The organism is Marinicella rhabdoformis (assembly GCF_009671245.1).
Lineage (GTDB): Bacteria > Pseudomonadota > Gammaproteobacteria > Xanthomonadales > Marinicellaceae > Marinicella > Marinicella rhabdoformis.
In genome coordinates this window covers 206836-224695 of record NZ_VTFS01000004.1, presented here as the reverse complement: position 1 = coordinate 224695, position 17860 = coordinate 206836, and the positions used below count along the sequence as shown (strand labels likewise).

The following is a 17860-nucleotide window of genomic DNA, read 5'->3' as shown; positions in this document are numbered from 1 at the left end:
TGTTTTGGGTTGGTTTTATGAAAATTTAACCAAACTTTATACAAACATTTTTTGTTTCTGTAAAAAAGCGCAAGGCTTCTAAGCCACCTTCACGACCTTGGCCAGATGACTTAACCCCACCAAATGGTGTGCGTAAATCTCTGAGTAACCAACAATTAACCCAAACAATACCCACTTCAAGTTGCTTTGCTACGCGGTGGCATCGAGAAACGTCTTGGCTCCAAACACTACAAGCGAGGCCATATTGCGAATCATTGGCCAGTTTTATTGCGTCTTCATCTGTTTCAAAGGCTTGGACTGTTGCCACTGGGCCAAAAATTTCTTCTTGATTACAGCGGGCATCGTTACTTAAGTTGGCAACCAATGTGGGTTGAACAAAATAACCCTGTTCGCACCTGCCTGTCATGGGGTGTTTTTTTCCACCTGTAAGGATGGTTCCACCTTCTTGTTGAGCCAAAGCAATATAAGAGAGGACTTTATTCTGATGGGATGCTGAAACCAAGGCACCAAATTGAGTGGCTTCATCTAAGGGGTCGCCAATTTTCATTTTTTCCACTTCCTTGGTTAAAGCGGCTATAAACCTTGAGTAAATCGGTTGCTGAATATAAATTCGAGAACCACATAGGCAAATTTGACCCTGGTTTGAAAAAGCGGCACGGGCCACCTCTTTAACGGTTTTGTCAAAATCACAATCGGCAAAGACTAAGGTTGGATTTTTGCCGCCCAGTTCCAATGACAGTTTTTTATTGCTATTGGCTGTGGTTTGTTTGATGAGTGTACCAGTGGCTGATCCGCCAGTGAAGCTGATGGCTTTTATGGCGGGGTGTTGGGTAATGGCAGCACCAATTTGAGCGCCAGAGCCATGTAAAATATTTAAAACTCCGGGTGGTAACCCTGCCTTGATACAAAGCTTAGAGAATAAATAAGCCGTCATTGGCGTGACTTCAGAGGGTTTGGCAATGACACAATTACCAGCTGCCAATGCTGGGGCAATTTTCCAAGTAAATAAATACAAAGGAAAATTCCACGGAGAGATACAAGCCACTGTACCGATGGGGTCACGTAAAGTGTAGTTGATGGCGGTATTTTCCATGCCATGTGACTCACTCGAAAATTGTGTTATTGCTTGTGCAAAAAAACGAATGTTGGCTGCAGCCCGGTATATATCAACATTTTTTGCAAAAGTGATGGGTTTGCCATTATCGATGGCCTCGGCACGTGCCAAATCATCAGCATGCTCATCAATTAAATCTGCAATACCAGACAAAATGGCCGACCGTTGTTCTGCTGGTGTATTAGACCAGGCCGCTTTTGCATTTTCAGCAGCCAGTACAGCAAGGTCTAAGTCGTCGTTATCAGAATTCGGGCATTGGGCATACAGCAGTCCGGTAGCAGGTTCAAAATCATCTAAATATTGACCAGATAAAGGCGTTGTATTTTTTCCGTTGATGTAATTTTCAATGGTAATCATAAGGTCAAAGGCAGGCGGTTCTGCCACCATCCACAGGCACATTGATGCCGTTCACATAGGCCGCAGCTGGAGAAGCTAAAAAGCCAACCACATTGGCAAATTCTTGAGGAGAGCCAAATCGTTTCATGGGTATGATGCTTTTTTCTTGAGCAATCACTTCATCGACGGATAAACCTGTTTTCTTGGCTTTGTTTTCAAAAATAGCAGACAATCGACCAGTTTCAGTGGCTCCAGGTAAAACATTGTTGACAGTGATGTTGTATTGCCCCAGTTCATTGGCTAATGTTTTGGCCCAGCTCGCAACAGCACCTCGAATGGTGTTTGAAACACCCAGATTGGGAAGGGGCTGTTTAACTGAAGTGGAAATGACATTAAGTATGCGTCCAAAACCGGCTTGTTGCATGGATGGAATCACCGCTTGAGCCAATATTTGATTACAAATCAAATGTTGATTGAAGGCAGCAGAAAAGTCAGCCGGCTGTGCATTGATGGCCAAACCAGGTGGTGGGCCTCCTGTGTTATTGACCAATATGTGAACAGGGTTATCCGCAATGAATCCGTCAATGGCTGCTTGAACTTGTTTAGGTTCACTGAAGTCAGCGATCAAATACTGGTGATGTTGCCCTTCTTGTTGATGCAAAGTTTCAACAGCTTGTTCTAATGACGATTTGTTTCGTGCCAATAAAACCACATCAGCACCTTGTGTGGCCAGTTGCTGTGCGATGGCTAATCCCATGCCTTGTGATGCACCACAAACCAATGCCCGTCTGCCATTAAGTAAAATGTCCATTATGCCTCCTTGATTGCTTTAATGAGTAGTTCACGCGCCAAAACCGCATCGGTTCGGGCTGCGAATTTAAATTTAATGATGTCGCTGGTCAAGCGCAAATTGAATTGTGTCCCTTGACTGGCATCGGCTTCAAAAACAGCAGTGACAAACACCACGTGCTGAAGTACCAAAGTGTATCCTTTTAGTTCATAAGTTTTCATAAAGGATTAGACCTCAGAAAATCAAATATCTTACCTGAAATCTAGACAATTCGCAGGCGAAAAAAAATCCCAAACCCAAATTGTTCAATTTAGACTTGGGACATCACTGAGTCGAAAGTGTATTCAAATTAAGAAGATTTGGCTTCTGATTGATCGCTTTCAGTAGTTTCACCGTAAGACCACGATTGAAACGGGAAGGGTTTGTCATTGGTTTGGAAAGAAACGTATTTGATGATATCAGCCAAGAAATCACCGAGCTCTCCATTAAAAGCTTTTAAGTTTTTATTCAATTGACCTGTGATTAACAAGAAACCGAATTGAACCAATACCACCACGCCGAACACCCATAATGACAACCAACCAATAAAAGCAAATAACAGTGTAACGAAAATTCGAGTGATTACTTCGTTACTGACCACTGGCTCTTTTTTTTCTGTGGCAGGTGCTTCAGTTGATGATTTTTCAGCTGTTGATTCATTGGCATCAGTTGCTTCTGATTCGATGACATTGACGGTCTTGTCGTCTGTATCGGTATCAGTGTTTTTGTTGTTGTTTTGTTCAGTCATAGAAACCTCGTGTTGTCTGTTTCTAATTATTTTGAAGCAATTGGACCTGAATTCACAGTGCCAAAAGTCAGTGAATTGCGTTACTTTTTCAAGCTGGCCAACATAGAGCCAGAAACAATAAAGCCTATGCCAAGGTAGCCTATCAAACTGATGGTTTCATGATCTAATAAGTCGGGGAATATGCCGGCAAAGACATTGATGAACAGTAAAGTGAAGACAGGTGTCATGGCCAACACCATGCCGACACGAGAAGCCTGCCAGTAATTTAATGCTTCAGCAAAGGCAGTATAAGCGCCAACCGTATTGACACAGGCATAGGCAACAGCCCACCATTGAGTGTTGCTGACATGTTGAAATTGAACTGTATCAATACCACCAAGTAAACTCAAAGAAGCAAACAGATAAATAAACAATAAAATGGTTTGAGAAGACAGTTTTGAAGCTAATTTTTTTTGAATCAAAGCATAAATCGCCCAGGTCAATGCGGCAGCAAACATCACAGCAAAGCCAAGGGAAAAATCGCTGTTAAGTATTTGTGTCAATTGATCTTTAAAGAAAAAGGCCATACCAACAACAATCAAGCTGGCACCAAAAAACTGTATTTTAGAAAATGACTCTTTAAAAATGAGTACGCCTCCTAATGTCATGAGTAGGGGGGCCATTTGTATAAAAACCTGAGCATTGGCGGGTGATGTCATTTCTAAACCATATAAAAACAACAAGTAGTTTGCCACTAACATGGTGGCAGCAACGATTAACCAAAGCCACTCTTTTGAATTAAGTGTTAAAAACTGGTGATAACGTTTTTTTAAAAGCAGTAAAACAGAAGTGACCAATGCAGCAAACAAAAACCTCAACCAAGTTAAAGTCCACGCATCCATGGCAGACATACTGATTTTTAGAGAGACAGGTAACGTACTCCAAAACAGCACCGTAACTAAGGACAAAATCAAACCGATTTTCCAATTATTTTGTGTGTTTCCCATGTAGGCATCCTGACATCAACCCGTTGGGTTAACAAATAACAAAAGCGGTATTAGATAATATATATAAAAGTAAAGTAAATAAATATTCGTTCTAACTGAGCGTTTTTGGAATTAAATGTGGGAAATGTTCAGACACAATTCAGAAATAATCCATTACAATTTAAAGTGTTGAATATTGTGGAACAGAGCCGTGAAGAAAATAATACCCTTTTTGAGCCTTTTTTTAGCTTCGTGTGCTACCTATCATACACACCATGTAGAAGATGACTATTATGATGATTATGAAGGACATGTTGCTTATATCAACAGTTATAACTACTACCCTGACCGATGGGGAATCAATTACAGCAGTGCATACTACAGTCCCTACAGGTACCCTCGTATAGGTTTTTATTACAATGACTGTTTCAGTTGGACTTGGGGTTGTTACGGCTATGGGTCGTTCAATACATGGTCATCATGGTCTCCTTGGTATTATGGTGGTATAGCTTATTCAACTTGGCATTATGATGACTACTGGTGGTATAACCATTGGCGGAACCGAAATCACCCACGTTATGGCGGGCGTAATGATAGCCGTCGTGAAGTATTAAGGCTGGCAGACAGGCAAAGGGGACGTGGTTATAAAAACAATAACACAAGAAGAAATACAGTTAACCGGAATCGAGTGAGCCGTGAGCGAAGCCGGTACAACAAGCCTGTTCGTCAGCAGCGAGTTCGTCAACTGCCCAGTAACCGCCAACAAAACAGGAGCAGACAGCCACAAAGAAATCGACAAGCTGTCATTGAAAATAGAACTTATCGAAATAGGTCAACTGGGTCACAATCTATCGAAGCGACAGACAGCCGTAACGAATTACGACGTCAAACCAGGGAAAGGGCGCAAAATAATTGGGTGGCACGTGATTTAGATCTGCCTAACCGTCAGAATCAGCACGAAAGAAACCGATATACCGGCACAGAATATAACCGTAACAATGTAATGGAGAATCCCTCGCAGAGGCTTCGACATCAACAAAAAGTCAATCAAAATGTCAATACCAATTCCGCAGCTCTATATAATCGGCCCAATCGAATGAATAAGCCTGCGCAGGCGTCAAATGCTCGCAGTCGGTCAAACCAAGCAGGGTCAAATAAACCCAGAACAAATCCACCCAGGTCCAAGCAAACAAACACCCACAAACAGCGCACAAAAAGTAAAAGTAGATCAAATGACCGCCAACGCGCTTCAAGTCGCAATGAAAGGAAAAACAGAAATTGATAGGTGACCAATAGCCAGAAGAAGAGAAGAGCCAGTGTTAAACGTTGGCTTTTTATGTGTTATCTAGATGTAGAAACACCCGCTATCATGTAAAATCGACTGGTTTAAAAATTTGGGAACAATTACATGATTAAGAAATCTATGGTTCTGGCTGCAACATTGGCCGTTGCCGCGTGTCAACCTCAACAGCAAAAACCACAAAATGAAGGCGTTACTGTTGCCGATGCGGAGCAGTTTATACAGCAGGTAGAAAATACATTATTAAAAGATGCTGAATATGCCGCACGTATTGCTTGGGTTCAAGCTAATTTTATCACTGAAGACACCATTTGGTTGGGTGCTAAAAGCACAGAAAAAATGATTGGCTTGGCAGTGAAGTTTGCCAATGAAGCCAAGAAATTTGACAACTTGGAATTATCAGATGATATGCGTCGCAAACTGGGCATCATCAAACTGGGTACGCCATTGGCTGCACCAGATGATGCTGAAAAAAATGCAGAAATCGCAGAGATAATGGCAAACTTGGATGCCATGTATGGTGCCGGGAAATATTGTGAAGCAGGCAAGTGCCAGTCGTTGGGCGAATTATCAAAAACGATTGCTGAATCCAAAGACGCCGATGAATTATTAAAGGCTTGGGAAGGTTGGAGAACGGTTTCACCAGCTATGCGTGAAAAATATCAACGTATGGTTGAGTTGGCAAATGAAGGTGCCAGAGATTTAGGATACCAAGATACGGGTGCCATGTGGCGAGCAGGTTATGACATGCCTGCCAGTGAATTCCCTGTTAAGCTTGATCGTTTATGGACACAAGTTAAACCATTGTACGACTCATTACAGTGTCATGTTCGAACCAAACTGACCGACCATTATGGTTCAGAAGTGATGGGTGATGATGGCATGATTCCTGCCCATTTACTGGGTAACATGTGGGCTCAAGATTGGATGGGTGTTTATGATTTAGTCAAACCTGCTGATGCAGGCAGTACCATCGATGTAACCGCTTTACTTAAGCAACATGATTATGATGCTGAAAAAATGGTAAAAACGGCAGAAGGATTCTTTACTTCGTTAGGCATGGATCCCTTGCCTGAAACATTTTGGAACCGTTCACTGTTTACTAAGCCACAAGATCGAGATGTCCAATGTCATGCCAGTGCATGGAATATTGATAACATTGAAGACATCCGCATCAAGATGTGTATCAAAGAAGATTATGAAGATTTTGTGACCATTCATCATGAGTTAGGCCACAATTTCTATCAACGTGCCTACAATGACAAAAGTATTTTGTACCGCAATGGCGCCAATGATGGTTTTCATGAAGCCATTGGCGACACAGTTGCCCTGTCGATCACGCCTGAATATTTGAAAAACATTGGCTTAATTGATGAAGTACCTACTTCAAGTAATGATTTGGGTATGTTGATGAAAAAAGCATTGGAAAAAATTGCCTTTGTTCCTTTTGGGTTGATGATTGATCAGTGGCGTTGGAAAGTGTTCAACGGTGAAATTTCAGCAGAAGAGTACAATGCCGGCTGGTGGCGTTTGCGCAATCAATACCAAGGTGTTAAAGCACCTTCTGAGCGTACAGAAGATCATTTTGACCCCGGTGCTAAATACCACATCCCAGGAAACACACCTTATACACGCTATTTCTTGGCACACATTTTGCAATTTCAATTCCACAGAGAACTGTGTAAAACAGCAGGTTTTGAAGGAGACTTACACCAATGCTCAATTTACGGAAACAAAGCTGCGGGTGAAAAATTAAATCAAGTGTTGGAAATGGGTGCTTCACAACCTTGGCAAGACGCGCTGGAAGTGTTAGCCAACTCACGTGAAATGGATGCCACTGCTGTGGTTGACTACTTTGCTCCATTGAAAACTTGGTTAGATGAGCAAAACAAAGGCCGTAACTGCGGTTGGTAAAAAGCCTTTATGATTTTCAAAGGCTGTGCTGTTTGGCACAGCCTTTTTTTTTGCTGGATTAAAAGCTAATCAAACCGCCAACAATTGTTAACTTATAGGCTTTGCGGTAGAAAAGCTTGATAAGGCTTGTTACCCTTAATGAACTTAATAACTAAGGAGAATAATATGAGCGTAGCACGCGTTACAGAAATCATTTCAGGTTCTAAAAAGAGTTTTGAAAAAGCAGTCGAGAATGGCATAGAACGGGCCAATAAAACATTGAAAAATGTCACCGGTGCCTGGGTTGAGAGTCAAAAAGTTGTGGTAGAAAATGGCGAGGTAAAAGAGTACCGAGTGGCGATGAAAGTCACCTTTGTTTTAGAAGATTAAAAAATTCTTCTGAACCCATACAGTCCCTTGATTTTTTGGGTCTGTCCAGCAGTCAATCTAATGCCTTAGCAGTTCGTCCATGTTAAGGCCTTTCTACTGCATTCGTCTAAATATTCATTTATAATATCTCAGGTTCTCATTCTTTGTACAAAATGAACCTAAGCTCTGAATTAATTGATTTGATCTATGATGTACCTTTGGGAAACAGCCATTGGGTTGATGTTCTTTTAAAGCTCAGAGACGAATTTCAAGCAGGATTGGTGTTGATGTACCTACTGCCTGCTAACAGTGCACCAGTCATTTTTGCAACTGAACCTGCTGATGACAGTATCTGGGACACTTATAATCAACATTTTTATCGTTTAGACCCTTGGAAACAAGCGATTGACTTACAACAAGCAAATGTCATGTTGCCAGGTGAGGAGATGTTAAACTATTCCGAGTATAAAAAATCTAGTTTTTATAATGATTATTGGCAAGATATGGGATTTAAATATACTGCAGGCGGGCGCATTAAAACCAAAACGACTGAGTGTATGTTGGGATTTCCCAGGTTGACATGTATGCCAGCTTATAGTGAATTTGAAATACGGCAAATGAACTTTTATGTATCACACATCAAGCGGGCATTGCTTTTAGATGGTATTACCGGCCACTCTTTACCTTCACACTTTTATCAAACGGCTTTGAGCAGTGAATATGGTTTATCAGCTGCAGAATCTTCATTAGCAATGGCTTTGATTAAAGAAGAAAGTTTAATTCAAGCTTCTCATCAATTAGGTCGCAGTTACAACACCAGTAAAACACAATTGGCTTCCATTTTTAAAAAAACCCACACTCACAGTCAGATGGGATTGATAAAAAAATTGTTACAAAAGTAGTTACTGTTGGTCAAAGCCACGATAGCCAATGGCTTCAATCAAATGTGTTTGTGTCACATTATCTGCCCCTTCCAAGTCTGCAATGGTTCTGCTTACCTTGATGATGCGGTGGTAGGCCCGTGCCGACAGTTTAAGCTTATCTACCACCTGTTCTAAGAAGTCCAGTTGTAGTTCGGTTAAAGCCACCCACTTTTCTATTTCTTTGGTATTCAGTAGGGCGTTTGTTTTCCCTTTATTCCGTTTGAGTTGTATGTTTCGGCTTTGTATGACTTGTTTACGAACTTCTTCACTACTGACTTGTTTGGCACTGTCTTGTCTTAATTTTTTGTGTGGAATTCTTGGCACTTCAACCTGTAAATCAATCCTGTCCAATAAGGGGCCAGAAATTTTATTTCTATAGTGCTGTATTTGCCCAGGTGTGCACCTACAGTTTCTTGTTTTGTCTCCGTAATAGCCACATGGGCAGGGGTTTAAGCTGGTTATCAATTGAAATTGAGCAGGAAATTCTGCACTTCTAGCAGCACGAGAAATGACGATTTTTCCAGACTCTAAAGGTTCTCTTAGCACTTCCAAAACATGGCGAGAAAATTCGGCCAACTCATCTAGAAACAACACGCCATTTTGAGCCAAGCTTATTTCTCCAGGAAGTGGGTTTGAACCGCCACCGACCAAAGCAACAGCGGATGCGGTATGGTGGGGGCTGCGAAAAGGTGGCTTGCCCCATGTTTTGGTATCAAACCCCTGTGCACTGATAGAAGCCACTTGTGCGGTCTCCAGGGCTTGTTGGGCAGTTAATGGCGGTAAAATGCCTGGTAGCCGACTGGCCAGCATGGTTTTTCCTGTGCCAGGTGGTCCAAAAAGCAGCAAATTATGACCACCAGCTGCCGCAATGATCAACGCCCTTTTCGCTTGCTCCTGACCTTTTACATCGCTTAAGTCGGGAAAGCTTAAAATTTCATGGCCCTTAACTGGCACGTGAGCCACGGGTAAATCGTCGACAGCATCTAACCAGGCGCAAACCTGTAGCAGGTGGGCTGCTACCCTGCTCTCGCATTGACTGACCAAAGCCGCTTCATTGGCATTATCACTGGGTATAACCAAACAGCGGTTTTCGGCTGCAGTGGCGTTAACAACCGGGAGTATGCCGTTGATGGGGCGTAATTCTCCACCTAATGCCAATTCACCAACAAACTCTACATCGGCCATGCGGTTGGTTTTTACTTGTTCTGAAGCTGCCAGAATCCCTATTGCAATTGGCAAGTCATAGCGTCCACCATGTTTAGGAATATCAGCTGGAGATAAATTGATGGTGATGCGGTGTTGTGGGAATTCAAAACCTGAATTCATAATAGCAGCTCGGACACGGTCTTTAGATTCTTTAACCGCAGTTTCTGGCATACCAACAATAGAAAGGCCAGGCATACCTCGAGAAATGTGAACCTCAACGCGTACTTGTGGCGCTTCTACACCATATGCACCACGAGATAAGACGGTCGCTAATTGAGTCATGTTATTTCAACCAGTAAAATCATCAATTGTATTCAGCTTGAAAAATTAAACGACTGTGATTGTCGATGGTATGTGTAGGTAAATATAGACATCAGGTGGCAAACTGAGGTGTAAACTTTAAAAGGGATGAAAAACTGGTCTCTTTTAACCCATATGGGTGATAGACAATAAAATAACAAGTTGTTAAATTATTAGTCGGCTTCTACAGGGGGTTGCAATGGCGCTTTGATTGGATAGTGCGTTGTTGTGACAAGAAGCTTTTAAGGCCTTTATTGAGAAGAGACGTTGTTTATGGTTCATTTTTTCGTTCATCTATCAATTAAAGGCCTTTTTTTTAATTTTGGTTGAGATTAATTGTTTCTTTAAAACACTGGATACAAGTCTTGAATAATAAAAGAGGTTTAACGTGCAAAAAGACATGCAAACTGAAGGAAAACTTTCTGAAAATAAAATCTTGGCTGTGATGGCAGTTCTGGTGGTGATTATTTTGGCTCTGAATTGGCTTGCTTATCAATCAGTAAGTACAGAAGTTACTTCACAGGAATTATTAGAAAACCCTCAAGCATCAAGTCATTCTGCACAGAGTAATCCAACTATTGTAGATTGAGTTGTTGTTTGTCAGCTTGAACCCATGTTAACGGGGTAGCAAGGGATACCTTATATTCACCTTGTAAGTCAAATGCTGCACGATTGATGGCAAATCTGGCTTGTTTGATGCGATAAACAGATTCTACTCGGTAATTCATTCGCCATTCAACTGCATGGTCTCCTGGATTAAACAATACCAGTTTGGCCTTCTTTTGAGGGTCTAAATGCTTTTCGAGTTCACAGGCCTTGTTCCACACGGCATCAATATATGTTTCCACTTGTTCTGATGAGCTGTCATAGCCAATTTTAAAAGTAACAAAGTCGTTCCAATGAGGCGAATCCACCTTATTCAAGACTTCAATGGTAGCTGCCCTAAGTCGGCTGTTTGAAACGATGATGTTGTGTTTTTGAATCACGTCATGAAAAGTGGTCTCTGTCAGTGACATCCGCCTAACAACAGCCAGAATGTTCATTGATGGGATACGACAAACAACACCTGGTGTTATGTCACCATGATAGAGCAAAATAAGTCCGCTTACCGCATCATGTGCCCATGCTTCTTTGGTGCCGAATAAAATCACCAATAAACCACCAATCACACCAGTGGCTTGTAGCCAAGAGGTGACTTGCCAGATATTGATAAGCAACAGAATAGATACAATAAGTGTTACCAGTAAGACCAGTATGTAACCCATTTCTGATTGATAGGTTCTGGTTTTTACTTTTTCACTTTCAACACTGCGCTCTTTACCATATTTCCTTATCATCCAAGTATGGGAAAACTGGGTAAATAAATAGCCTAAAACAAGAATCAGTCCAGTTTGAGAAATGCGAATAAATACATCGCTGTGGCCATGGTTGTTAAAATAGAAATTTATTAACCAGTCAATGCCATAGACACACAATAGAATCAGGTTCATTATCCTTAATGAACGGGTTCTTTTGGCGTTCAAAGTACTGCTGTCTGAAGGTGCTAAATAATTAAACAGAAATGAGGCAATCAACAACAAAACAATATTTAAAACGACTGCCGTCTTACCAAAGACAGATAAGGTATCAAAATACAAGATGAGTGAGTTGATCATTAGCTGTTTTTAAACTTTGTTAATCTGAATGTCCTGGCTTGCCAGCTCTGATATGATGCGCCCAAACCAGTCGTTATTTTTTCCAATAAGTTCAGGAGGTAATACACCTGTAGGTAAGTTTGAATTGAGTAAAAGCCTAACGCCAGCTGCGCAAGTATAGCCTGTCGTTCTTGCCATTGAAGAGATGTTTTGTTTGTCATCATAATGGTCAATTAGTTGATAGGCTTCTGACGTTTTTTTACCATTTTTAACACCAGATGCTGCGATTTGCATAACTGTTAAGTCAGCTTCATTATGATCAAACTGCCATTGATCTAATAGTACTTTGGCGGTGTTGTCGATGTGTTGAGGCAGGAAAAATCCACCATCAATCAACTGTTGGATTAATTGTGCGTGACCGTTGTAGCGTATGGTTTTTTCAGACATGTTTGGAATATCTACAGTTTGTAACAACGAACGCAGACCATCGGTATTAAATGCCTCCATATGACCTATGCCTTTGAAATAAACAGATTCTATTTCGCTCATGGCTGGGAATACGACTTCTATACCATTTCGCATCATTCGAGCAGGTCGTGTATATTCTTCAATCACATCCAATGGAGCAAATGGAGCCTTGTATTCAAAAGGTTTGATGCGTTCTACGGGAACGCCGCCAACCATACAAGTAAAGTCATCGACTTGATCAAATTGATCAACAAAATGGCCAGCAAATAAGTTTGAAATACCGGGAGCCAAACCGAAGTCAACTAAGGCGGTAACGTCATTTTCTTTGGCCAAGTCATTCAAAGCCAAAGCATCTTCTGAAAAAAACGAGATGTCTACGACATTTTTCTTTAATTCAATCAATTGTTTTAAACGATCAAACCCAAGTTTGCTGGGTAATGCGCCAATCACACAATCCATGTCGGCCACAGCTAGAGCCAATTCATTATTATCACAAGCATTAACAGCCTCCAATTCAAGACAGCCTGATAAGTGGTTCAGGTGTGATACTGACAAATCTGCAAGTGTGACTTTGTGGTCAGAAGACAAATTGTGCGCTATGGCAGAGCCAATACGTCCACCACCTAATACCAAAACTTTTTTCATAGAATATATGCCATTAAAATGTGTAAAATCACAGCAGCAAAAACACCTGCCAATACGTCATCAATCATGATACCAAAGCCACCTTTGACTTTGCTATCTAGCCATTTTATGGGAAATGGCTTCAAAATATCAAAAACCCTGAACAAAACAAAGCCAATGAGTATGCTTTGCCATGTCAATTCAACCATGAAAAAAGTCAACCACAAGCCAACAAATTCATCCCAAACGATGCCGCCATGGTCGTGAACCCCCAGTTTATTGGTGACGGACTGACAGATGTATATACCAGCTGTAAACGTGACAGCAAGCATCACCAAATAGGCTTGCCAAGGAAAATATTGCCATAAAAACAGGAAGGGAATCGCGGCCAATGTGCCCCAAGTTCCAGGTGCTTTTGGTGCCAGACCACTGCCAAAGCCAAAGGCTAAAAAGCCCGATATGGATCCCAGCGCCACTTGTGTGGTTTTGTTAATCATTAATTCTTGAAGTGTGTGAAACCGAATTTTTTTAAAATAATGGGCTGATCATTATTCAGCACCTCAACACGTTTTGAATTCGTGATGGTGCCGATGACAGTGCAAGATGAGGGCAGTTGGGCTTCATGTTCGGGGTCAACTGTGAAACACAGTTCATAATCATCTCCCCCGGCCAAGGCATGCTGTAGCCAGTCACTTTGGGTTTTTAAGGTATTAGATACGGGTAATTTTTCTGTTATTATCTGAGCTCCCACATGGCTTGCAAGACATATATGGCCCAAGTCAGCCAGTAAACCATCAGACACATCAATCATGGCCTTGGCGATGGGTTTAAGAAAGGGAATCATATCTAAGCGGGCGTCAGGTTTGTGTAGCCTTTTGTCACAGTTGAGGTCCATATATGGGTGAGCTAATGCATAAGAGGCACAACCCAAATTTCCAGTCACTGCGATTAAATCACCAACCTGTGCGTCACTTCGGGTTTTGATGTCTTCAAGAGGGGCTTCGCCCATGGCTGTAACCGTGATGCTGCATGGTCCTTGTGTGGTGTCACCACCTATCAGAGCGACATTGTGCCTGTGTAACAGAGAGGCAAAACCTTTGATAAATTCTTCAAGCCAATAGGATTGAACCTCTGGCATGGTGAGGTTCAGCGTTACCCATTGTGGTTTAACACCCATGGCAGCCAAGTCGCTTAAATTAACGGCCAGTGCTTTGTGGCCAATGTCTTGAGCATCATCGTCATTTTTGAAGTGGGTGCCTTCAACCAAAGTATCTGTCGTGATGACCAGCTTTTTATTTGGGTCAGTCGTTAAAATGGCGGCATCATCCCCAATACCTAAACAAACATTGTCTTTTTCAAAGTGACAATGTTTGTTGATTTTTTCGATTAAATCAAATTCGATGGTGCTTACTCCATTTCAGCAGCGCGGGTTTTTTTGGCAACTTGTGTTAATACGCCGTTGACAAAAGTATGGCCGCCTTCTGCACCAAACTCAGTTGCCATCAGGATGGCTTCATTGATGATGACTTTGAAAGGTGTTTCAATGTGATTTAAAAACTCATAAGTTGCCATGTTGAGTACCGCATATTCAACAGCACCGATGGCATTTTTGTCACGACCTAAATGCGGGTCAATAATCGATTCAACTTCTGAACGGTTGGCTTCTATATAACGCAAAGCTTGTTTAAAAAATTCAGTATCAACTTTTGCAAAATCCTGTTCCTCCAGAAATTGTTCAATCACTGTTTTGGCACTCAGGTCGTTAAAATGCATTTGATACAAGGCTTGAACCAATCGTTTGCGTGCACGGTGCTTTCGCGCCAATGGTTCAGGTAATCTTTTGTTCTTTTTATGGCTCATGAAATCATCCGTAAACAGGGAATTTTTTGCACAAATCAGCAGCTTCCGACTTGACTCGTGCAATCACTTCTTCATTATTCATGTCATCCAATATATCACACATCCAGTGGGTGATTTGTTTGAATTCTTCAACACCAAAGCCACGCGTGGTTCCAGCAGGGGAGCCCAGGCGCAAACCTGAGGTCACAAAAGGAGATCGAGGGTCATTGGGGACAGAATTTTTATTCACGGTGATGTGGGCGTCGCCCAATCTGGCTTCCGCATCTTTACCTGTGATGTTTTTATCAACCAAATCCAGTAAAAACAAATGGTTTTCTGTGCCACCGGAAACGACGTTATAGCCACGGTCAATAAACACTTCAGCCATGGCTTGAGCGTTGGTAACCACATTTTGTTGGTATGTCTTGAACTCGGGCTTTAAAGCCTCTTTGAAAGCGACGGCTTTGGCTGCGATCACATGCATCAAAGGGCCGCCTTGAATACCTGGGAAAACCACCGAATTTAATTTTTTCTCAATCGCTTCATTGGCTTTGGCTAAAATGATGCCGCCACGTGGTCCACGCAGCGTTTTGTGGGTGGTAGAGGTTGTCACATCAGCTATGCCTACAGGAGAAGGGTAAACGTCACCGGCAATCAAGCCCGCAACATGGGCCATGTCAACCATGAAATAAGCGCCGACTTCATCAGCAATGGTTCGAAATTTTTGCCAATCAATGCGTTTAGAGTAGGCAGAAAATCCACCAATGATCAGTTTTGGCTTGTGTTTCAAGGCCATTTCACGAACGTTTTCAAAGTCAATTTCACCCGTATCCTCTTCAATGCCGTATTGAACCGCATTGAAAATTTTTCCAGAAACATTAACTTTGGCACCATGGGTCAAGTGTCCGCCATGAGCCAGAGACATACCTAAAATGGTGTCGCCTGGTTGCAATAACGCAAAGTATACCGCTTGATTGGCTTGAGAGCCTGAGTGAGGCTGGACATTGGCGTAATCTGCGCCAAACAATTCTTTGACACGACTGATGGCCAATTGTTCTGCTACATCCACATGTTCACAACCACCATAATAGCGTTTGCCAGGGTAGCCTTCGGCATATTTGTTGGTCATCTGACTGCCTTGTGCTTCCATAACAGCAGGTGATGTGTAATTTTCGGAGGCAATCAATTCGATGTGATCTTCTTGCCTTTGGGTTTCGGCAGCAATTGCAGCATGCAATTCTGGGTCGGCTTTTGCCAGCGTTATCGAACGTTCAAACATAATGTCCAACAGGTTAAAAAAAGCTGTATTTTACATGCCCATGACTAAAATGGTTTGGCTAATACCAAATAAATCACAGCAAAAAGAGCAAAAACGGGCATTTCATTGAAAACCCGAAACCAAACATGGCTGTGTTGTTCCTTTTCAAGTTTAAAATCACGGTGAATTTTAATACACCAATGGTGGTAACCTATCAACAATACAATCAGAACCATTTTGGCCAAAAACCAACCTTGTTTGATGTAAGTCGGCCAATGTTCGCCCGCCAAAGCATACACCAATAACACGGCCGAAATGATTGTGCCAATGAACGTGAATTTCATCATTTTGATTAAGCGAAACTCCATGCCTAAAAGCATTTTTCTTTGGGCTGCATCCTGATTTTGAGCGTGGTTAACAAACAATCGGGGCAAATAAAACAAGCAAGCAAACCAGCTGACTACAAAAAACACATGAAAAGTTTTGATCAATAACAAGGTCTTCACCTCAAGATAACAAATGAAGATGTATAATGCGCGATTTGATTTGACTTTGCAATCATGAGTGTTAAAACACCCCGTTACATCATTCAACAGCAACCTGAAAAAGCCTCATTTGTACGCCGTCACTGGTTGATGGTTTCATTGATGGTGCTGGCAGTGCTTACCTACCTTTTGGGGCGGTATACTAACATTGATGTACTTCAAGCATTCAAAGGGCAGCAAAAAACCTTGGTTGAAGAGAACCAAAAACTTGAAACAGAGAATGAATCTTTGAAAGTTGAGCTCAGCCGCTGGAAGACAGAAGTTCAAGTAAAAGATGAAGCAATCAGAGCATTGCAAAAAATGTTAGAAGATACTGATAAGCAACAAGCGCTTTTGAAACAAGAAATTCAGTTTTTTGAAAGCTTATTAAGTGGTAAAGAACAAGTGAGTGAGTTGAGCGTCTTGAGTGCCAAAGTCAATTCGCGAGGAGACCTGCATCATGTGCAAGTGGTTTTGGCCCAAAAACTAACCAAAGTCAGAGAAAAAACGGGCAGTATCATATTAAAACTCAAGGGCATAAAAGGTGAAGAGGGTGAAACCTTAAATCTGACAGAGCAATTTTCATTAGAAAAATCCTTCTCATTAAAATATTTTCAAGTGTTCAACTACAGCATTAAAGTGCCAGATGGTTTTAATCCCACCGTGCTTTTAGTAGAATTAGAAAGCAGTACGAATAAACCGAAAAAAATTACTGAGCAGTTTGATTGGTCTAAAATAATTAAAAACTGAATCACGGGACAAACATGTTTAATTCAAAACCCAACAACAAAAACACCAAAGAGAGTAAAAGTAACATGGCAACACAGCATCCTCAAAACATTGAAACATTAATCGGTCACAGCACAAGAATCAAAGGCGATATGAAGTACTCAGGTTCGATGCATGTTGACGGTCACATTGAAGGCTCATTAGTTGCTGAAACTGATACAGACACCTTGATGGTGAGTGAAACGGGTCGCATTCATGGCACCATCAAAGCCGGTAACATGGTAATTAATGGCAGCATTGAAGGTGATATCACCGCTTCTGGAAAAATTGAAGTGGCATCACAAGCCAGAATCACAGGCAATATTTATTACACCAACATCGAAATGGAAGCGGGCTCACAAGTTAATGGTCAGTTGATCTATCAAGGCAAAGATGTGGTGACACCAATCAAAAAAGAAAACAAAGATGGAAAATAATGGGGTACTGCTGTCATCCAGCGCAGCAACAAAAATCAGCCAATTGGTTTTAGAAGAGATGAACCCAGATTTAAAATTCAGGGTATATATTATCGGTGGTGGTTGTTCTGGTTTTCAGTATGGCTTTGCATTTGAAGAAGAAATCGTTGACGGTGATCTGGTGAGCGAACAACATGGAGTACAAATGATGGTTGATCCTATGAGCTTTCCGTATTTGATGGGGTCTGAAGTCGACTATTTAGAAGATTTACAAGGTTCACGATTTGTTGTCAGTAACCCCAATGCCAAAACCACTTGTGGTTGTGGCAGTTCTTTCTCAATTTAA

21 protein-coding genes are annotated in these 17860 nt (G+C 41.6%); 8 read left to right on the top strand and 13 right to left on the bottom strand.

Annotation, left to right across the window (positions count from 1 at the left end; all coding sequences use genetic code 11):
* Window positions 1-25: 25 nt before the first annotated feature.
* From FET73_RS11550 to FET73_RS11530, 5 genes are all read right to left on the bottom strand, one after another.
* Window positions 26-1471 carry an aldehyde dehydrogenase gene (locus FET73_RS11550; protein ID WP_154224160.1) on the bottom strand — a complete coding sequence of 482 codons (1446 nt, stop codon included), beginning with the start codon at window positions 1469-1471 and terminating at the stop codon, window positions 26-28.
* Between the two features lie 4 nt (window positions 1472-1475).
* Entirely contained in the window at window positions 1476-2261 is a 786-nt protein-coding gene (locus FET73_RS11545) for an SDR family oxidoreductase (RefSeq protein WP_154224118.1), read from the bottom strand.
* A complete protein-coding gene (locus FET73_RS11540) occupies window positions 2261-2461 on the bottom strand; it encodes a hypothetical protein (RefSeq protein WP_154224117.1) in 201 nt (66 codons plus the stop codon). The genes FET73_RS11545 and FET73_RS11540 overlap by 1 nt, the downstream gene beginning before the upstream one ends.
* A gap of 128 nt (window positions 2462-2589) precedes the next feature.
* Window positions 2590-3027 carry a DUF4389 domain-containing protein gene (locus FET73_RS11535; RefSeq protein ID WP_154224116.1) on the bottom strand — a complete coding sequence of 146 codons (438 nt, stop codon included), beginning with the start codon at window positions 3025-3027 and terminating at the stop codon, window positions 2590-2592.
* 80 nt (window positions 3028-3107) lie between these two features.
* Window positions 3108-4013, bottom strand: a complete 906-nt coding sequence (locus tag FET73_RS11530; RefSeq protein WP_154224115.1) for a DMT family transporter — start codon at window positions 4011-4013, stop codon at window positions 3108-3110.
* Between the two features lie 190 nt (window positions 4014-4203).
* On the opposite strand from FET73_RS11530, the gene FET73_RS11525 reads away from it, so the two are divergent.
* The 4 genes from FET73_RS11525 to FET73_RS11510 all read left to right on the top strand — a co-directional run bounded on the left by FET73_RS11525 (window position 4204) and on the right by FET73_RS11510 (window position 8456).
* On the top strand, window positions 4204-5274 hold the full coding sequence (locus FET73_RS11525) for a hypothetical protein (RefSeq protein WP_154224114.1): 1071 nt from the start codon (window positions 4204-4206) through the stop codon (window positions 5272-5274).
* Between the two features lie 126 nt (window positions 5275-5400).
* The gene (locus FET73_RS11520) at window positions 5401-7206 is read left to right on the top strand and encodes a M2 family metallopeptidase (protein ID WP_154224113.1); all 1806 of its coding nucleotides are present in this window, start codon (window positions 5401-5403) and stop codon (window positions 7204-7206) included.
* A gap of 165 nt (window positions 7207-7371) precedes the next feature.
* Window positions 7372-7575, top strand: coding sequence for a dodecin family protein (locus FET73_RS11515; RefSeq protein WP_154224112.1), 204 nt, complete (start codon window positions 7372-7374; stop codon window positions 7573-7575).
* Window positions 7576-7727: 152 nt separating this feature from the next.
* Window positions 7728-8456 carry a helix-turn-helix transcriptional regulator gene (locus tag FET73_RS11510; protein ID WP_154224111.1) on the top strand — a complete coding sequence of 243 codons (729 nt, stop codon included), beginning with the start codon at window positions 7728-7730 and terminating at the stop codon, window positions 8454-8456.
* Here FET73_RS11510 and FET73_RS11505 read toward each other — a convergent pair whose 3' ends face one another.
* The gene (locus FET73_RS11505) at window positions 8457-9965 is read right to left on the bottom strand and encodes a YifB family Mg chelatase-like AAA ATPase (protein WP_154224110.1); all 1509 of its coding nucleotides are present in this window, start codon (window positions 9963-9965) and stop codon (window positions 8457-8459) included.
* A gap of 406 nt (window positions 9966-10371) precedes the next feature.
* Between FET73_RS11505 and FET73_RS11500 the strand changes: the two genes are divergently transcribed.
* Window positions 10372-10572 (top strand): hypothetical protein, encoded by a 201-nt coding sequence (locus FET73_RS11500; RefSeq protein ID WP_154224109.1) that lies wholly within the window; start codon window positions 10372-10374, stop codon window positions 10570-10572.
* Here FET73_RS11500 and FET73_RS11495 read toward each other — a convergent pair.
* Genes FET73_RS11495 through FET73_RS11465 form a run of 7 tightly spaced genes read right to left on the bottom strand, consistent with a single transcriptional unit; the run spans window position 10559 to window position 16303 of the window.
* The gene (locus FET73_RS11495; protein WP_154224108.1) at window positions 10559-11638 is read right to left on the bottom strand and encodes a mechanosensitive ion channel domain-containing protein; all 1080 of its coding nucleotides are present in this window, start codon (window positions 11636-11638) and stop codon (window positions 10559-10561) included. The genes FET73_RS11500 and FET73_RS11495 overlap by 14 nt on opposite strands.
* A 9-nt stretch (window positions 11639-11647) precedes the next feature.
* Entirely contained in the window at window positions 11648-12730 is a 1083-nt protein-coding gene (locus FET73_RS11490) for a saccharopine dehydrogenase family protein (RefSeq protein WP_154224107.1), read from the bottom strand.
* Window positions 12727-13206, bottom strand: coding sequence for a phosphatidylglycerophosphatase A family protein (locus FET73_RS11485; RefSeq protein ID WP_154224106.1), 480 nt, complete (start codon window positions 13204-13206; stop codon window positions 12727-12729). Before FET73_RS11485 ends, FET73_RS11490 begins: the two co-directional genes overlap by 4 nt.
* Window positions 13206-14096 carry a thiamine-phosphate kinase gene (gene thiL, locus FET73_RS11480; RefSeq protein ID WP_343032286.1) on the bottom strand — a complete coding sequence of 297 codons (891 nt, stop codon included), beginning with the start codon at window positions 14094-14096 and terminating at the stop codon, window positions 13206-13208. Before thiL ends, FET73_RS11485 begins: the two co-directional genes overlap by 1 nt.
* Before the next feature lie 20 nt (window positions 14097-14116).
* The gene (gene nusB, locus FET73_RS11475; RefSeq protein ID WP_154224105.1) at window positions 14117-14569 is read right to left on the bottom strand and encodes a transcription antitermination factor NusB; all 453 of its coding nucleotides are present in this window, start codon (window positions 14567-14569) and stop codon (window positions 14117-14119) included.
* Between the two features lie 4 nt (window positions 14570-14573).
* Entirely contained in the window at window positions 14574-15827 is a 1254-nt protein-coding gene (gene glyA / locus FET73_RS11470) for a serine hydroxymethyltransferase (RefSeq protein WP_154224104.1), read from the bottom strand.
* A 44-nt stretch (window positions 15828-15871) separates the two neighbouring features.
* Complete coding sequence (locus FET73_RS11465) at window positions 15872-16303, bottom strand: CopD family protein (RefSeq protein WP_154224103.1); 432 nt, start codon at window positions 16301-16303, stop codon at window positions 15872-15874.
* A 63-nt stretch (window positions 16304-16366) separates the two neighbouring features.
* Here FET73_RS11465 and FET73_RS11460 point away from each other — a divergent pair, with 63 nt between their 5' ends.
* From FET73_RS11460 to erpA, 3 genes are read left to right on the top strand one after another with little or no spacing between them, the layout of a single operon-like run.
* On the top strand, window positions 16367-17080 hold the full coding sequence (locus FET73_RS11460; protein ID WP_154224102.1) for a DUF6776 family protein: 714 nt from the start codon (window positions 16367-16369) through the stop codon (window positions 17078-17080).
* A 14-nt stretch (window positions 17081-17094) separates the two neighbouring features.
* On the top strand, window positions 17095-17535 hold the full coding sequence (locus FET73_RS11455) for a bactofilin family protein (RefSeq protein ID WP_154224101.1): 441 nt from the start codon (window positions 17095-17097) through the stop codon (window positions 17533-17535).
* Complete coding sequence (gene erpA / locus FET73_RS11450) at window positions 17525-17860, top strand: iron-sulfur cluster insertion protein ErpA (RefSeq protein ID WP_154224100.1); 336 nt, start codon at window positions 17525-17527, stop codon at window positions 17858-17860. The genes FET73_RS11455 and erpA overlap by 11 nt, the downstream gene beginning before the upstream one ends.

What these genes read in the sequence shown, in the direction of transcription:
- FET73_RS11460 (WP_154224102.1), top strand. Translation starts at nt 16,367, where the DNA reads ATGAGTGTTAAAACACCCCGTTACATCATTCAACAGCAACCTGAAAAA.
- FET73_RS11505 (WP_154224110.1), bottom strand. Translation starts at nt 9,965, where the DNA reads ATGACTCAATTAGCGACCGTCTTATCTCGTGGTGCATATGGTGTAGAA.
- erpA (WP_154224100.1), top strand. Translation starts at nt 17,525, where the DNA reads ATGGAAAATAATGGGGTACTGCTGTCATCCAGCGCAGCAACAAAAATC.
- FET73_RS11455 (WP_154224101.1), top strand. Translation starts at nt 17,095, where the DNA reads ATGTTTAATTCAAAACCCAACAACAAAAACACCAAAGAGAGTAAAAGT.
- FET73_RS11490 (WP_154224107.1), bottom strand. Translation starts at nt 12,730, where the DNA reads ATGAAAAAAGTTTTGGTATTAGGTGGTGGACGTATTGGCTCTGCCATA.
- FET73_RS11550 (WP_154224160.1), bottom strand. Translation starts at nt 1,471, where the DNA reads ATGATTACCATTGAAAATTACATCAACGGAAAAAATACAACGCCTTTA.
- FET73_RS11495 (WP_154224108.1), bottom strand. Translation starts at nt 11,638, where the DNA reads ATGATCAACTCACTCATCTTGTATTTTGATACCTTATCTGTCTTTGGT.
- FET73_RS11510 (WP_154224111.1), top strand. Translation starts at nt 7,728, where the DNA reads ATGAACCTAAGCTCTGAATTAATTGATTTGATCTATGATGTACCTTTG.
- FET73_RS11515 (WP_154224112.1), top strand. Translation starts at nt 7,372, where the DNA reads ATGAGCGTAGCACGCGTTACAGAAATCATTTCAGGTTCTAAAAAGAGT.
- FET73_RS11540 (WP_154224117.1), bottom strand. Translation starts at nt 2,461, where the DNA reads ATGAAAACTTATGAACTAAAAGGATACACTTTGGTACTTCAGCACGTG.
- nusB (WP_154224105.1), bottom strand. Translation starts at nt 14,569, where the DNA reads ATGAGCCATAAAAAGAACAAAAGATTACCTGAACCATTGGCGCGAAAG.
- FET73_RS11520 (WP_154224113.1), top strand. Translation starts at nt 5,401, where the DNA reads ATGATTAAGAAATCTATGGTTCTGGCTGCAACATTGGCCGTTGCCGCG.
- FET73_RS11530 (WP_154224115.1), bottom strand. Translation starts at nt 4,013, where the DNA reads ATGGGAAACACACAAAATAATTGGAAAATCGGTTTGATTTTGTCCTTA.
- FET73_RS11545 (WP_154224118.1), bottom strand. Translation starts at nt 2,261, where the DNA reads ATGGACATTTTACTTAATGGCAGACGGGCATTGGTTTGTGGTGCATCA.
- glyA (WP_154224104.1), bottom strand. Translation starts at nt 15,827, where the DNA reads ATGTTTGAACGTTCGATAACGCTGGCAAAAGCCGACCCAGAATTGCAT.
- FET73_RS11535 (WP_154224116.1), bottom strand. Translation starts at nt 3,027, where the DNA reads ATGACTGAACAAAACAACAACAAAAACACTGATACCGATACAGACGAC.
- FET73_RS11485 (WP_154224106.1), bottom strand. Translation starts at nt 13,206, where the DNA reads ATGATTAACAAAACCACACAAGTGGCGCTGGGATCCATATCGGGCTTT.